Origin of the sequence: Asticcacaulis sp. AC460 (genome assembly GCF_000495795.1) — a bacterium.
Lineage (GTDB): Bacteria > Pseudomonadota > Alphaproteobacteria > Caulobacterales > Caulobacteraceae > Asticcacaulis.
In genome coordinates this window covers 50,802-64,886 of the sequence record NZ_AWGD01000009.1, presented here as the reverse complement: position 1 = coordinate 64,886, position 14,085 = coordinate 50,802, and the positions used below count along the sequence as shown (strand labels likewise).

Below are 14,085 nucleotides of genomic sequence, written 5' to 3'. Positions count from 1 at the left end.
CATCCTGAAGGTCGTGCTTAAAGCGCGACCTTCAGGCGTTCCAAAGCTGCCGCGAGCTTGGCCTTGCCGCTTTCGGCTTCGGCCAGGCGTTCGCGGTTCTCTTCGATCACCTCCTCCGGCGCCTTCTTGACGAATTCCGGGTTGTCGAGCTTGCGCTTCACCCCGTCGATCGACTTGTCGAAGGCCGCAATGTCCTTCAACAGGCGTGCCTGCTCGGCCTTCAGGTCGATGAACTCGGCAATGGCCAGGTGCGCTGTCGCCTCACCGGCCACGAACGGCACCGAACCCGCCGCCGCTGTCTCGGCCGCCTCGACCTTTGACAGACGGCCCAGGAACAGGATCAGGTCCTCGTGCGTGGCAATGCGCGACCGCGTCACATCCGAAGCGCCGGTCAGGGCCAGGGGCGCCCGCGCCGAACCCGGCACGTTCATCTCCGACCGGATCGAGCGGATCTCAGTGATCAGGTCGATCAGCCAGTTGATTTCCTCATCGGCTTCGGCATCGATCGCCGAGGCGTCGGCCTTCGGCCAGGCCCGCGTGATCAGCATCCCTTCCCCACCCGTCTGCTGCCACAGCTCTTCGGTGATGAAAGGCATGACCGGGTGCAGCATGACCATGGCCTGGTCCAGCACCCAGGCCGTCACGGCGCGGATCTCGGTCGTGGCGGTTTCATCGTCCCCGTTCAGGATCGGCTTGGCCAGTTCCAGGTACCAGTCGCAGAAGACGTTCCAGATGAACCTGTACAGGATGTTGGCAGCGTCATCGAAGGCACAGGCCTCCAGTGCCGCCGTCAGGGCAGCCTGAGTCTTCTGGACCTCGCCGCGAATCCAGCGCGACAGGGTCAGCTTGGCCGATGCCGGATCAAAGCCGTCGACGCGCGCGCACTCGTTCATCTGGGCAAAGCGCGTAGCGTTCCACAGCTTGGTGCCGAAATTGCGATAGCCTTCAATACGTTGCTTCGACAACTTGATGTCGCGGCCCTGCCCCGACATGGCGGTCATGGTGAAGCGCAGGGCGTCGGCGCCGAACTCGTCGATCAGGACCAATGGGTCCATGACATTGTTCTTGGATTTCGACATCTTCTGGCCCTTCTCGTCGCGGACCAGGGCGTTGATGAAGACGCGCTTGAACGGCGCTTCGCCGGTGAAGTGCAAACCCATCATCATCATCCGGGCAACCCAGAAGAAGATGATGTCGAATCCGGTGATCAGGGTGTCGGTCGGGTAGAAGCGCTTCAGGTCTTCAGTCTGATCGGGCCAGCCCATGGTCGAGAACGGCCACAGGGCCGACGAGAACCAGGTGTCCAGGACATCCTCATCCTGCTTCAGCGGAGTCGCGTTGCCGTAATGGGCCTGGGCGGCCTTCTCGGCTTCGGCTTGTGACATCTCGACGAAGATGGTGCCGTCCGGACCGTACCAGGCCGGGATACGGTGGCCCCACCACAGTTGACGCGACACGCACCACGGCTCGATGTTGCGCATCCATTCGAAATAGGTCTTTTCCCACGACTTCGGTTCGAAGACGGTGCGGCCGTCCTCGACCGCACGCACGGCTTCCTTGGCCAGTTCGCCGGCATTGACGTACCACTGGTCGGTCAGGAAGGGTTCTATGACCACGCCGGAACGGTCGCCGTGCGGCACCATATGGCGGGTCTTTTCGATGGCCTTCAGCCAGCCCTCTTCCTCGGCGCGGGCGATGATCGCCTTGCGTGCCGCGAAGCGATCCTCATTTTCGTAAGGCGCAACGATGATCCGCGCCATCTCGTCCATGACATTGATCTGCTCCAGGTCATGGCGCTTGCCGACCTGGAAGTCGTTGAAGTCGTGCGCCGGCGTGATCTTGACCGCGCCTGAGCCCTTTTCCGGATCGGCATAGTCGTCGCCGACGATGGGCACACGACGGCCGGTGATCGGCAGAATGACCGCTTTGCCGATCAGCCCCTTGTAGCGTTCGTCCTCGGGATGAACGGCGACACCGGAATCACCCAGGAGGGTTTCGGGCCGAGTCGTGGCGACGACGATATAGTCGCGCGTCTCCGGCGTCTCGTTGCCGTCCTCGTCCTTGACCGGATGCTGATAGGTGACGCCATCGGCCAGTTGATAGGCGAAGTGCCAGTAATGGCCGTCAACCTCTTTCTGCTCGACTTCCAGGTCGGAGATGGCGGTCTGGAACTGCGGATCCCAGTTAACCAGACGCTTGTCGCGGTACATCAGCCCATCGCGATGCAGTTGCACGAAGACCTTGCGGACCGCAGCCGACAGGCCGTCATCCAGGGTGAAGCGTTCGCGCGACCAGTCGCACGAGGCCCCCAGGCGACGCAACTGACGGACGATATTGCCGCCGGATTCGGCCTTCCACTCCCACACCTTGGCGACAAAGGCCTCACGGCCCATATCGCGGCGGCCGATATTACCGGCGGCGGCCAGTTGCCGCTCGACCACCATCTGGGTCGCGATACCGGCATGGTCGGTCCCGGGCAGCCACAGGGCAGCCTTGCCGCGCATACGCTCAAACCGGGTCAGGACGTCCTGCAGGGTATTGTTCAGGGCGTGGCCCACGTGAAGGTTACCCGTCACATTGGGCGGCGGAATGACGATGGAAAAGGTCTCCGCCTTGGGGTCGTCGATCGGCGCAAATACGCCCGATGTCTCCCACATCTCGTACAGACGGGGTTCAACGGCGGCGGGATCGAAGGTCTTTTCCAGCATGGTCTTTCAGACAGTTTAAAATGAAAAAAGCGGCGTCACAGGACGCCGCTCTTATCAGGTGGATTGGAGGAAATCCAGTTTTACCGGCGGCCCTGTCGTGCAATGCGTTCGACTTCGGCACGTACGGCTTCTTCGACGATGGCCGGCAGATGCGAGTCCAGCCATTGCTGCAGCAGAGGGCGCAGCAGGTCCTTGGTGACGTCTTCCAGGGTGCGGTCGCTATGCGGAACCAACAGGGACGAGGTCAGCGAACCGAAGGCCGAGGCGGCGCTCGATTCGGTACGCTCGCTCACCAGCGACTCGCGACGCGGTTCGGGCTTGTAGACCGGTGCAGGCGCGGGTGCGGGCTCCGGCTTGATCGGTTCATAGGCTTCAATGTCGCCGATCGAAATGCTGGGGGACGCATCATAGGTTTCGGTCAGCTCCAGAACGTCCTCTTCGGGCTCTTCTTCGATGACCGGCAAGGGTTCGGGCTCCGGTTCCGGCTCAGGGGCCGCGGCAACCGGCGCGGGCTTCTCGGCCTCCGGCGCATCATCTTCCGAGATGATACGGCGGATAGAGGCGAGAATTTCCTCCATAGTCGGTTCGTGTGCGGATTGTTCTGCCATGTTTTTAAGCGCCTGCGAATCGGATTTCAAAACTGAAGTCGCGGTAAGGGTGCCACGTGTTCGCCGTGCTTGGCAACTCTCAAGACAGGGTTTGCGGGGCGAATTTCGTCGAAAAGGCTAATTTTTCTGTGATAAAGCGAGCGCCTGCGACGGATCGCAGGCGTCACGTCGCATAAAAAACCAATGCGGAATTACTTGTTTCCGCCGGCCGCCAGACCATCTACCGCGCGCGACACGGATTCCAGCGGCGTCCAGCCCTTCGACTTGACGCTATCCAGGTTTTCCTGCGGGTCGTAGACCTCGATATCTGGCACAAAGGCCTGGACCGTCATGCCGCCCATAACCGACAGAAGCTGGCTGGCGGCGACATACTGGGTGCGCTCGGCCTCCAGCAGCTGCAGCTGGGCCGACTTCAGTTCCTGCTGGGCGTTCAGCACTTCGATATTGGTGCGCAGGCCGACCTGCTGCTCGGTCTTGACGCCTTCGGCGGCAACCTGGGCGGCACGGACCTGCTCCTGGTTCGACGTCACGGCCGAACGGGCGGCGATCATCTGCGACCAGGCCTGAGACACCGACGACACCACAGCGCGGCGGGTGATTTCGGTGCTGATCTTTTGGGCATTGTAGTTTTCGGCCGCTTCGCGGACGCGCGAACCGTTCATGCCGGCGCTGAACAGCGGAACCGAGAAGCGCATGGTCGCCGTGGCGCCCATATTGTCGCCCAGGCCGCCAAAATCGTCCGTCGGGGTGGTGCCGCTGTAGACGGCGCCCAGCGACACGGTCGGGCCGAAGGCAGAACGGGCGGCGCCCAGATTGGCCTTGGCTGCGTCTTCAGCGTAGTGCGAAGCCTGCAGGTCGGGGTTGTTGCGTTCGGCGATTTCCAACGCGGCATTGAAGTCCGCCGGCAGGCCCGGCAGGACCGGCTCGGTGGCCAGGGCGATCGGCGCCTGGCCGACAATGGCGATGTACTGAGCGCGATCGGCATCCAGTTGCGCCTGGGCCTGAGCCAGGGAGGCGGCCGAGGCCGAGAGGCGGGCCTGGGACTGGGCGACATCAGTGCGGGTCAGCTGACCGGCCTCGAACTGGGCCTGGGTCTGTTCCAATTGCTGCTTCAGGATGTCGTAATTGTCCTGCGAAATCTTCAGAGCCTGCTGGTCACGGCGTACAGCCGTATAGACTTGGATGACGTCCAGCAGCACTTGCGATTCGGTCGAACGCAGGTCCTGCTGGCCGGCCTTTATATTGGCTTCCGAGGCGCGCAGCGAATTGGTCAACCCGCCCGACGTGTAGATGTTCTGATCTGCGCTGAGCGACAGCGAAGTGTTTGAACGCTGGTTGCCGGGCAGGAACGAGGTGTCGGTATCGGTGTAGTTGACGCTGCCGCCGAGGCTGAGCGAAGGACCGAATTCCGAACGCGTCTGGACGTAGCGTTCGTCCGCGGCGCGCTGTGCCGCCCGGGCGCGCGCCAGGGTCGGATTCTGGTTGTAGGCCTGGGCGATCGCCTCATTCAGGCTTTCCGCGCTCACCGCCGTAGCGGCGCCCAGGGCCAGCACCGACACGGTCATCAATGTTCCCAGACCCAAGGTTAAGGAACGGCCGAACTTCAACATGGTCATCATGTACCCCGATAGTAACACCGGCCTGGGCCGGCAGGTCGAGCGGAATGGTCCTGGCCACCCTGCCCGTTCATTGCGAAAAACTTGTAAGCTCTTCCTGCCAGACATTTTTTGTGTTGGCGAGTTAAGCTTTTTTCATTTGCCGTTTCAGGCGTATCTAATGTGCCAGGCGTCGCATGGTTGCATCACTCTACCGCGGCGATGGCGCAAATATGTCATCAGCGGCGCCTCATGTTTATCCAAAAAGTGCTGCACACTATTTGGCATGAGGCTTTAGAACTCGAAACTGGGCGTCCGCGCGAATCCCGGCAGGGTCGAGGGCGACGAATCAAAGACTTCGCGTTCCGAGAAACCTGAATCCAGGCGGATATAGAGACGAGCGCGGCCGATCTTGCTGTCCTTCAGCACGACGGCCAGACGGCCGCCTGGCTTCAGCGCCTTCAGCCAGGCGGCTGGCAGCTCAGCGACGGCACCTTCGACGATGATGACGTCATAGTCCTTGCCCGCGGGCGTTTTCAGATCGGCCGTTTCGGTCTTGACGCCCAGTTCCTTGAGATAGGGCTCGACAACCGCCATGGCGCGCGGATCGGCTTCCTGAACGGTGACATTGAGACCGGCATGGGCCAGTACGGCGGCGGCATAGGGGGCGGCAATGGCCAGGGCGGTTTCACCGGCGCGTGGGTGCGCCGACTGCAGCAGCTTGGAGACATCGCGCGGCGCCATCAGCACACGGCCCGGCGCGACGGCGACCTCGACATCGCCATAGGCGGCAAAGGCCTGAGACGGTGCGCACAGACGTTCGCGCGCGATGTGGCGCATGGCCAGTTGCAGCGGCGTGTCGGTGACGTCGTTGACCCGGACCTGGGATTCGACCATGTTCTGACGGGCGGCGTGGAAATCCATGGGAGCAGTTCTCGAAAAAAGACGCGGACTCGTATGCGCCCCTTATAGGCATGCCCGCGTCAGACTGCAATTGCCCCGCACTGCAAATTGCACCGTCCGATGAAATGCAATCCTGGTAAATATTCCTCAGGAATTTTCATATAAGCAATTGCGATGACAGGGACGATCTGATAGCTGATCGCCCTTCGCTCCAGTGAGGCCTGATGGCGGAGCGGTTACGCACCGGATTGCAAATCCGTGAAGCCCGGTTCGACTCCGGGTCAGGCCTCCACTTCCTCGCAATGCGAGGAAGTGGTTTTTAGTATGCGTTCAGGGGCTTCGCCCCTTGGCGCCCAGAAAACACAAAAGAAGCAGGCTGCGCTCTCCCTTGGTCGCTATTTGGAGTCAGGCTTGCTTTGCTTGATTTCTTTAGGGCACAGCGTTGCACGATCCAGTCGAGATAGCCGCGCGTTTTCAGAACATCGCCACGCGCCTGCTGCGCCAGGCGCGTGTCCTTGACGAAGGTTCCTCGATCACAAGCGCACAATATTCGACACTGAGCACCCTCTTCAGCCACCCCGGCCTGCCGTTGACCGAGTTGGCGGCGTTCGAAATGGTCAGCCATCCGACCATGAGCCGCACCGTCTCCGCCCTGATCAAACAAGGCCTGATCGTCAGCGCCAAGGACAGCCAGGATCGCCGCGCCGTCCGCCTCAGCCTCAGCGAGGCCGGCAAGGTTGCGTACCAGCAGGTCTATGCCAAACGGCTGGCCATTATCGGCGCAGTGCTGAAGCGACTGAAACCCGAAACCGTCGCCGACCTGCTCGACAATTTCGAGCAACTGATGGGCAAGCCCGACTCTTGACAGTCCAGGATATGTAGCTAGGCTACACATATCTTGGGAGCGCATCATGAAAAAGCGTTACATCGTCGGCGGGACCTTCCTGGCCATCGCAGCCGGCCTCTATATCGCGAACGCATCCTGGCTGGTGGCTCCGCCAAATACGCAGCCGCAGCTTCTGGCCCACCGCGGCATGTATCAGCGCTATAACCGCGAAGGCCTGACGCGCGATACCTGCACGGCCACGCGGATCGAAAAGCCGTCTCACGACTTCCTGGAAAACACCCTGCCCTCGATGCGGGCGGCGTTCGATGCCGGCGCCGATGCCGTCGAAATCGATATCCATCCGACCACCGACGGCGACTTCGCCGTGTTTCACGACTGGACGCTGGACTGCCGAACCGACGGCATGGGCGTCACCCGCGACCACAGCCTAGCGCAACTGAAGGCGCTAGATATCGGCTATGGCTATACCCATGACGGCGGCAAAACCTACCCGTTCCGCGGCCGGTTCAAGGGCGCCATGCCGTCCCTGTCTGAGGTGCTGAGTGCCTTTCCGGACAAGGCCTTTCTGATCAACATCAAGAGCAACGATCCGCGCGAAGCCGAAAAGCTGGATGTCTGGTTCAAAGCCCATCCGCAAGCTCGGCCGCAGCGTCTGAACGTCTTTGCCGGTGAACGCCCCGGCAACCGTCTGGCCGAGTTACGCCCGGAGCTCAAACCCGTCAGCAAGCCGTCGTTGAAGTCCTGCGGTCTCAGCTATCTCGCCGCGGGCTGGAGCGGCTACATGCCCAGGGCCTGCCACAACACAACCCTGTATGTGCCGCTGAATCTGACCTGGCTGGCCTGGGGCTATCCCAACCGCCTGCAGGAACGTTTCGCAAAAGCTGGAAGTTACGTCTACCTCGTCGGTGCGATGAAAAACGACAACGGCCTGCCCAGCATCAATACGCCGGAAGACTACGCGAAGGTACCCAAGTCGTGGCGCATGGGTGTTGCGACCGACTCGATCGAGACGATCGGGCCGCTAGCCAAAAACACGTCAGGCGGCGCGCACTGAAGTCAGGAACTTGCTGACCTCACGGCGCAGCGAGGCTGAGACTTCGCTGACCGACTTGGCCTCCTCGAAGACCACGCTGGCGACCTGACCGGTTTCGCTGGCGACGTTGCGCACCGAATCGATGTCGTCACCGACGCTCTGCGAGCCGGCGGCCAGGTTTTCCACCGTGTCGGCGATTCGCGACGTTGCCATCTGCTGGGCGGCGACCGAGCGGGCGATGTCGTCGGCGCCGGCGCGCAGTTCACCGATGGTGGCGACAATGGCGGCGATGGCCGTACGGGCGTCGTTGGCGTCAGCCTGGATCTGCTGGACCTTGGCCGTGATGTCGCGTGTCGCCTTTTCGGTCTGCTGCGACAGGGTCTTGACCTCGGCGGCGACCACGGCAAAGCCGGCGCCGTGCTCCCCGGCCCGCGCCGCCTCGATCGTGGCGTTCAGCGCCAGCAGATTGGTCTGCTGGGCGATCGAGGTGATCATGTCGACCACGGCCGTAATTTCATCGGCGCTGCGGCCCAGACGCGTCATCATCGCCGAGGTCGCTTCGGCCTCGGCAGAGGCGCGCGCCGATACCTGGGACGATTCGTGGGTGGAATGGGCGATCTCGTTGGCCGTCTGGGAGAGTTCCATGACGGTCGAGGCGACCTTCTGGGCATTTTGCGAGGTTTCGATGGCGACCGAAGCGACCTTACCGGCGCTTTCGGAGGCCGAGAAGGCCGATTGGCTCATATGTTCGGCGGATGAGGTCATGGCGTGGGACGACCGCGTCAGGGCTTCGATCAGGCTGGATACCTGCTGTTCCAGTTGCGCGGCCAGGGACTGCAAAGACGTCCGCCGTTCATCGTCCAGGGCCGCCGCCATCTGGGCCGCCTCTTCATCGCGCTCGGCCTGGGCCGCGGCGCGGTTGCGCAGCGAATCAATATCACGATCCAGAGTGTCGGCCTGGCCCGACAGTTTGCCGGTCAGGATCAGACCGACAATGGCAATAACGGTAACAGCAAGGGCCGCCAGAAGGCTGATCAGCTTGAACGGAAACGCCGCCAGAGCCGCCAGAGCCACGGAGCCCACGGTGACGGCGGCCAAAAGGATGCGGACGCGGGACAGTTGCGCAGAAAGGCTCACGGCGAATTCCTCTATCGTTTTGGCGACCTTCGTCCGCGCCGAGTTAATTAGTCATGAATGCATCTTCCCCCTGTTTATTTTTCGCCAACCAAGAGAATTTACGCTTCATTAACCCGAAGCCCGCAATAACGGCGTTGTCTTTGCTTTTTTGAAGACACCCACCATCACCAAACTCAAGAGCCCGGGCGGATGTTCGGGCTTTTTTTGTGCCTGAAAGGCCCGGCGACGATTTGTTGTGAAAAAATGTCTTTCAGGCTTGCCATGGCCCTCGAACCCTTGCTATAGGGCGCGCCTTGCCAAGGCCTGAGGTCATTCCCCGATAGCTCAGTTGGTAGAGCAGTCGACTGTTAATCGACTTGTCACAGGTTCGAGTCCTGTTCGGGGAGCCAGGCTTTTCTTCCAGACATCATAAATGTTTGCGCGCCCTTCGCCATGGGTGAGCGGGTATGCGGCAATATAGGACCGAAGCCTCTGCCGATATTGAGGATATTGAGATGGGATTTACGCGCAATCAGTTGATGAGCCGGACCTGGCGGTATGGAACCGACCGGCGCAACCCCATCGCCGCCCCCGTGCGCCTCCTGCCCGACGGACGGATCGAAGGTTACAGCCATCCGAACGAGGCGTCCTGGCTGCTGGATGATCTGGGCCAGTTGTGTTTCTACCACGAGTCCGGCCAGATGAGCCTCTGCTTCGACACGGTCAACCGGGTGAATTCACGCATCTGGATGTCGGGCCAGCACCGGTTCAGCGAACAACCGCTCATCCTGCACCTCGAAACCATCACCCCGGGCATGGACGACGGACAGGACTGGACCGAACGGGCTCTGGAAGAACAGATACTCACCCATGGCTGGAACATCGGAGAATATACCCGTGGCGTCCCCTCGGTTCGCAATGAAGGCCGGTCGGGACTGACCATTGGCCGGTACAGCCACATCGGCACCGGCGTCGTTATCAACCAGGGCGATCCATCCGCCGACGGCGTCACCATCGGCTCGGATGTCCGGATCGGCGACGACGCCGTGATCGCCTCCGGCGTGACCATCGGGGACGGCGCAGTCGTCGAGGCCGGCAGCACCGTCACCGCGAATGTCCCGCCCTATGCCATCGTTGCCGGCAATCCCGCCCAGGTCACGCGCTACCGCCACGACGAAGCGACCATCGCGAAACTGCTTGAGATCGCCTGGTGGAACTGGCCCCACGACAAGGTTCAGGAAAATATCGCCGCGATCACAGCGCTGGACGTCGAAGCCATTCAGCAGGCGGCTGTGGAAGCCTGACGCATCGCCGCTTTGCATTTTCGCCGGCGGCGTCCGATTTCAAACTTACCGTCCCTTATCCGACACTGCGCCTCAAGATCCTGCTGTGGAGGCGTCCCATGTCTGCTCGTTCCCTGTCCTATCGTTTGCCGTCCTACGGTTTTGCATCGTCGGCCGTTCTCGCCCTGATGGCGCTGATTCTGGTCGCCGTCACCGCCATTTTGGTGACCAACATGCCGCCCCCGTCCCTGGAGGGGCCGACCATCGACACGGCCACCTATTACGAGCCCACCGCCGACGAACCGGCCGTCATCGACGCCCGTGTCGAAGACAAGCAGGAGGTCTAGGATTTGCCATGAAGGCCGTGTTATAAGACGCGGTCTTTATAAGGTAATTCCCATGCTGCGTTACGACTCGATCGCCACCACCCCGGCCAGTGACTATCCCTTCCGCAATGTCATCGGCGCAGGCGTCCTGCCGCCCGAGATGGAGGGCGAGATCGAGCGCGACTTTCCGCAGATCAACAAGACCGGCTTTATGCGTCCCGAGGATTTTCCGATGGGACCGGCCTTCAAGACCCTGCTCGACGAAGTGCGCAGCCCCGAATTCGCGAAGGCCATCGGCGACAAGCTCGGCGTCGACCTCGTCGGCAAGCCGTCCTGGGTGACTGTGCGCAAGTGGTCAGCGCTGAAGGACGGCCGACCGCACACCGACGGCGCCGACAAGCTGGCCTCGGCCCTGATCTACCTCAACCGCGAAGGCGCCAGTGGCGGCAATCTGCGCTTTCTGGAAGGCCCGGACCAGGACGGTCCCGGAACCGATGAGGTCAATCCCGGATATGGTCACTTCATCGCCTTCCCGCGTCTCGACAATTCGTGGCACGGCCACAAGCCGTTCGAAGGCGAACGCCGGGTTATCCAGATCGCCTGGCTGGTCAATGAGGACGCCGTCGCCCGCAAGGCCAAACGTCACGGCATCACCGAATTCCTGAAAAAGCTGTTCTCGTCGACCAAACAAAAACAGGACGAGATGATGTAAACCGGAGTATCAGAAGACCACCGAGGTCTGCACGCCGCCACCGGGCAGCCCCCAGTCGACCCGCCAGCCACCTTCGATCGGCGTAATGCGATCGCCCCCGGGCGGCAGGGAGATCGGCACGGCGCGCGTCTGGGACTGCTTTTCCGTCGTGATTTCGATGTCCATCACGACCTCTGCCTCCCCCGGCGCGCTGATCTGTCCGAGAACCTGGTAGCGGCCGTCGGCATCACTTTGGCTGCGGCCGATCATGACACCACCCACCACCAGATTGACGGTTATGTCTGGCGCCACACGGCCGGCGACGGCGATGCCGCCCCTCCCGTCGTAATCGACTTCGGCAATGATCTGGTTTTGCACCGAGACCGGACGCCCGGCGACACCGGCGCGCAGAACCACAGCCTTTTCCGGATGTCCGCGCGGCACGAACAGCTTGCCCTCGGCATGGAGCCAACGTCCGCGCTCATCGGAGGGCAGATCGGTCGGAAACGCCGAGGTGTCGGCCGGCACCTCGGACTCACGCTGGCTGCGCGGTGAGTCCGTGGCGAGAAGGTCGTACAGGCCGCCGTGCGGCCCGACCGGCACTTCGGGGATTCGAAATACCCCTTCCTTGTCCACTTCACCGCCGATGCTGGCGTTCAGGGTGAGGCCGGCATCATTGGCGCCGAGGTACTTCAGATTGACGCGTCCGCCTTTATTGGCCACGCCATAGACGACGAAGGTCGTGCCTTCCTCGACGACCGAGGTGATTTCAGGCGCCCGCGCATAGCCCTTGGCGCGCAATTCGGCCGTCGCCGCGTCCTCCGCGCCGGGCCGGGCCGGCTGGCAGGCCGCCAGGCTCAGGAGAAGTGCGGCAACCGCGCTTGCGTGTATGACAGCCAATCTTTTCACTTAAGTCGCCGTATTCCCTTTTCGTTTTGCCGTTTTACAGGTTTAGATATCGCTTGTGCAAAAAAAACGAAGCAAGTTAAACTGGTGTGTAACGAGGTAGCAATGACAATGCCCCTGTCCAAATCCAATATCAAATCCGTGTGTGTGTTCTGCGGCTCATCCTTCGGCGACGACCCCGCCTATCGCCAGGCCGCGCTGGACCTGGGTCAGGTCCTGGCCGGTGCCGATCTGCGCCTGGTCTATGGCGGCGGCGGTGTCGGACTGATGGGTGAGACCGCGCGCGCTGTTCATGATGCCGGCGGCAAGGTCCTGGGCATCATGCCGCAGTTTCTGCGCAGCCGCGAAATCCTCTATGACGATGTTGAAACCCGTGTCGTCACCAATATGCACGAACGCAAGATGATGATGTTCGAGGAATCGGACGCCTTCATCGTCCTGCCCGGCGGCGTCGGCACGCTGGAAGAGGCCATCGAGCTGATGTCCTGGCGGCGGCTTGACCTGCACAAGAAGCCGGTCATCTTCCTGAATGTGAACGGTTTCTGGGATCCGTTCTTCACCCTGATCGAGCATACTCTGAAGACCCAGTTCACGCCGGTCAGCTTCCGCAACACCTATCACAGCGTCGATACGGTTGAAGAGGTCCTGCCGGCCATTGCCGTCCTGATCTCGGTCGACCTGGATATCGATACGCGTAAGGTGGTTTAAAGAGTGTTTGGAAAGCCGTCGGGCTGAGCCGAAAAGGGCTGGTTTCGAGAACCGGAGCGGAGCGTACTCAAGTACGTGAGCACCGGAAGCGCAGAAAACGGCACTTTGCAGGCCAGGCCGGCGGAGTTTACGAACAGTCTTTTTAGAGCGGGCGTACCCAGATATTACGGAAGCGCACCGGGTTGCCGTGGTCCTGCAAGCGGATCGGGGCGCAGTCGTGTTTTTCGTACGGTGGATGACCGATCCACGCCGTCGGGCCTTCAATGTCAAAAGCGTTCTGCACCACCACACCGTTATGCAGGACCGTAATACGCGCCTTTTCGCTGACCTTGCCCGCGGCATCGAACTTCGGCGCCTTGTAGACGATGTCATAGGTCTGCCAGGTCAGCGGCGGCCGCGATGCGTTCACCAACGGCACCGACTGCTTGTAGACCGAACCGGCCTGACCGTTGACATAGGTGTCGGCCTGATACGAGTCGAGCACCTGGACCTCGTAGCGTTCCTGCAGGAACACTCCGCTGTTGTTGCGCCCCTGGCCAGTGGGAGCGTTTTCAGCCGGCACCGCCGGCGTCATCCATTCGACATGCAGTTGCACGTCGCAGAAATTCTGCTTGGTACGGATATCACCCGTCCCTTTGGTTACCTCCACGGCCCCGTCGCCCAGCGTCCACTTGGCCGCGCCGCCATTGACCGCATCCCAGGCGTCGAGATTTTTGCCATCAAACAGCACGATGGCATCCGACGGCATCGGACCGGTGGTGTCGACGGCTTTCGGCACCGGCGTGTAGACCTCGGTCGCCCTGGACTTGTCATAGTCGCTTTGGGCGCAAGCGGCGGTCGCGACAGCCCACAGTCCGAGAATCATAAGCTTTTTCATGGCTGGCACCGTTCATAGTCGAAATTGATGATCCTGGTCTGGCCGTCGATCACGCCCGAAATGTGGGCGTGCAGGCCGGTAGCCGCCTTACGGTAGACCACCTGTTGCGGGAAGTCATGCTCGGGGTTCTCGAATACGATTTCATCGGCCGTCTGGGTCTTCACTGCAAAGCCGGCGCGGTTCTGGCCGGAGGGATCGGCGGTGAAGGTCAGGACGCCATCCGGCGAATCAATCTTCATGAATTCGTAATTACGCAAGGTTCCGTCGCTGTCACGGACGGTTCGCCCGACTCCCAGAAGGGCGCCGCCGGACGGCGCCAGCCAGGTTTCCTCGACGGTCATCCCCCTCGCCTTCTGCACCCAGCAGCCGGCGAGCCAGTTGAGGTTGGAGACGTCACCTGCAAAGGCGGGTGACACTGTCAGGAAAATCATGGCGATCGTTGCCCGGATGATCATGTCGCTTCCTCGCCGTTTTGCTGATCCTG

At 61.5% G+C, this 14,085-nt stretch carries 14 protein-coding genes and 2 tRNA genes; 8 read left to right on the top strand and 8 right to left on the bottom strand.

Annotated elements, in window-relative coordinates:
* Positions 1-17: 17 nt before the first annotated feature.
* The 4 genes from ABAC460_RS30470 to ABAC460_RS30455 all read right to left on the bottom strand — a co-directional run bounded on the left by ABAC460_RS30470 (position 18) and on the right by ABAC460_RS30455 (position 5,835).
* On the bottom strand, positions 18-2,708 hold the full coding sequence (locus ABAC460_RS30470) for a valine--tRNA ligase (RefSeq protein WP_023452404.1): 2,691 nt from the start codon (positions 2,706-2,708) through the stop codon (positions 18-20).
* An 80-nt stretch (positions 2,709-2,788) separates the two neighbouring features.
* Positions 2,789-3,316, bottom strand: a complete 528-nt coding sequence (locus ABAC460_RS30465) for a DUF2497 domain-containing protein (protein WP_031236468.1) — start codon at positions 3,314-3,316, stop codon at positions 2,789-2,791.
* Between the two features lie 191 nt (positions 3,317-3,507).
* On the bottom strand, positions 3,508-4,932 hold the full coding sequence (locus tag ABAC460_RS30460) for a TolC family outer membrane protein (protein WP_235075764.1): 1,425 nt from the start codon (positions 4,930-4,932) through the stop codon (positions 3,508-3,510).
* Between the two features lie 273 nt (positions 4,933-5,205).
* Positions 5,206-5,835, bottom strand: coding sequence for a protein-L-isoaspartate O-methyltransferase family protein (locus tag ABAC460_RS30455; protein WP_023452401.1), 630 nt, complete (start codon positions 5,833-5,835; stop codon positions 5,206-5,208).
* A 197-nt stretch (positions 5,836-6,032) separates the two neighbouring features.
* Here ABAC460_RS30455 and ABAC460_RS30450 point away from each other — a divergent pair.
* The 3 genes from ABAC460_RS30450 to ABAC460_RS30445 all read left to right on the top strand — a co-directional run bounded on the left by ABAC460_RS30450 (position 6,033) and on the right by ABAC460_RS30445 (position 7,715).
* Positions 6,033-6,106: transfer RNA gene (locus ABAC460_RS30450), tRNA-Cys, on the top strand.
* 150 nt (positions 6,107-6,256) lie between these two features.
* Positions 6,257-6,679 carry a MarR family winged helix-turn-helix transcriptional regulator gene (locus tag ABAC460_RS48135; RefSeq protein WP_023452400.1) on the top strand — a complete coding sequence of 141 codons (423 nt, stop codon included), beginning with the start codon at positions 6,257-6,259 and terminating at the stop codon, positions 6,677-6,679.
* A gap of 46 nt (positions 6,680-6,725) precedes the next feature.
* On the top strand, positions 6,726-7,715 hold the full coding sequence (locus ABAC460_RS30445) for a glycerophosphodiester phosphodiesterase family protein (protein ID WP_023452399.1): 990 nt from the start codon (positions 6,726-6,728) through the stop codon (positions 7,713-7,715).
* On the opposite strand, the gene ABAC460_RS30440 is transcribed toward ABAC460_RS30445, so the two are convergent.
* Positions 7,698-8,831: a methyl-accepting chemotaxis protein gene (locus tag ABAC460_RS30440; protein ID WP_023452398.1), complete on the bottom strand. Its 1,134-nt coding sequence runs from the start codon at positions 8,829-8,831 to the stop codon at positions 7,698-7,700. The two genes, ABAC460_RS30445 and ABAC460_RS30440, sit on opposite strands and share 18 nt — an antisense overlap.
* 313 nt (positions 8,832-9,144) lie before the next feature.
* Between ABAC460_RS30440 and ABAC460_RS30435 the strand changes: the two genes are divergently transcribed.
* From ABAC460_RS30435 to ABAC460_RS30420, 4 genes are all read left to right on the top strand, one after another.
* Positions 9,145-9,220, top strand: a tRNA-Asn gene (locus ABAC460_RS30435).
* A 105-nt stretch (positions 9,221-9,325) separates the two neighbouring features.
* Positions 9,326-10,114, top strand: coding sequence for a CatB-related O-acetyltransferase (locus tag ABAC460_RS51115; RefSeq protein ID WP_023452397.1), 789 nt, complete (start codon positions 9,326-9,328; stop codon positions 10,112-10,114).
* A 98-nt stretch (positions 10,115-10,212) separates the two neighbouring features.
* The gene (locus tag ABAC460_RS30425) at positions 10,213-10,440 is read left to right on the top strand and encodes a hypothetical protein (RefSeq protein ID WP_023452396.1); all 228 of its coding nucleotides are present in this window, start codon (positions 10,213-10,215) and stop codon (positions 10,438-10,440) included.
* 52 nt (positions 10,441-10,492) lie between these two features.
* Positions 10,493-11,131, top strand: coding sequence for a 2OG-Fe(II) oxygenase (locus ABAC460_RS30420; protein WP_023452395.1), 639 nt, complete (start codon positions 10,493-10,495; stop codon positions 11,129-11,131).
* A 9-nt stretch (positions 11,132-11,140) separates the two neighbouring features.
* On the opposite strand, the gene ABAC460_RS30415 is transcribed toward ABAC460_RS30420, so the two are convergent.
* Positions 11,141-12,010, bottom strand: coding sequence for a hypothetical protein (locus ABAC460_RS30415; protein ID WP_023452394.1), 870 nt, complete (start codon positions 12,008-12,010; stop codon positions 11,141-11,143).
* Between the two features lie 117 nt (positions 12,011-12,127).
* Here ABAC460_RS30415 and ABAC460_RS30410 point away from each other — a divergent pair, with 117 nt between their 5' ends.
* Entirely contained in the window at positions 12,128-12,724 is a 597-nt protein-coding gene (locus ABAC460_RS30410) for an LOG family protein (protein ID WP_023452393.1), read from the top strand.
* Positions 12,725-12,866: 142 nt separating this feature from the next.
* Here the strand turns inward: ABAC460_RS30410 and ABAC460_RS30405 are convergent, their stop codons facing one another.
* The gene (locus tag ABAC460_RS30405; RefSeq protein WP_023452392.1) at positions 12,867-13,601 is read right to left on the bottom strand and encodes a 3-keto-disaccharide hydrolase; all 735 of its coding nucleotides are present in this window, start codon (positions 13,599-13,601) and stop codon (positions 12,867-12,869) included.
* Positions 13,598-14,056 carry a DUF6265 family protein gene (locus tag ABAC460_RS30400; RefSeq protein ID WP_023452391.1) on the bottom strand — a complete coding sequence of 153 codons (459 nt, stop codon included), beginning with the start codon at positions 14,054-14,056 and terminating at the stop codon, positions 13,598-13,600. Before ABAC460_RS30400 ends, ABAC460_RS30405 begins: the two co-directional genes overlap by 4 nt.
* Between the last annotated feature and the right edge of the window lie 29 nt (positions 14,057-14,085).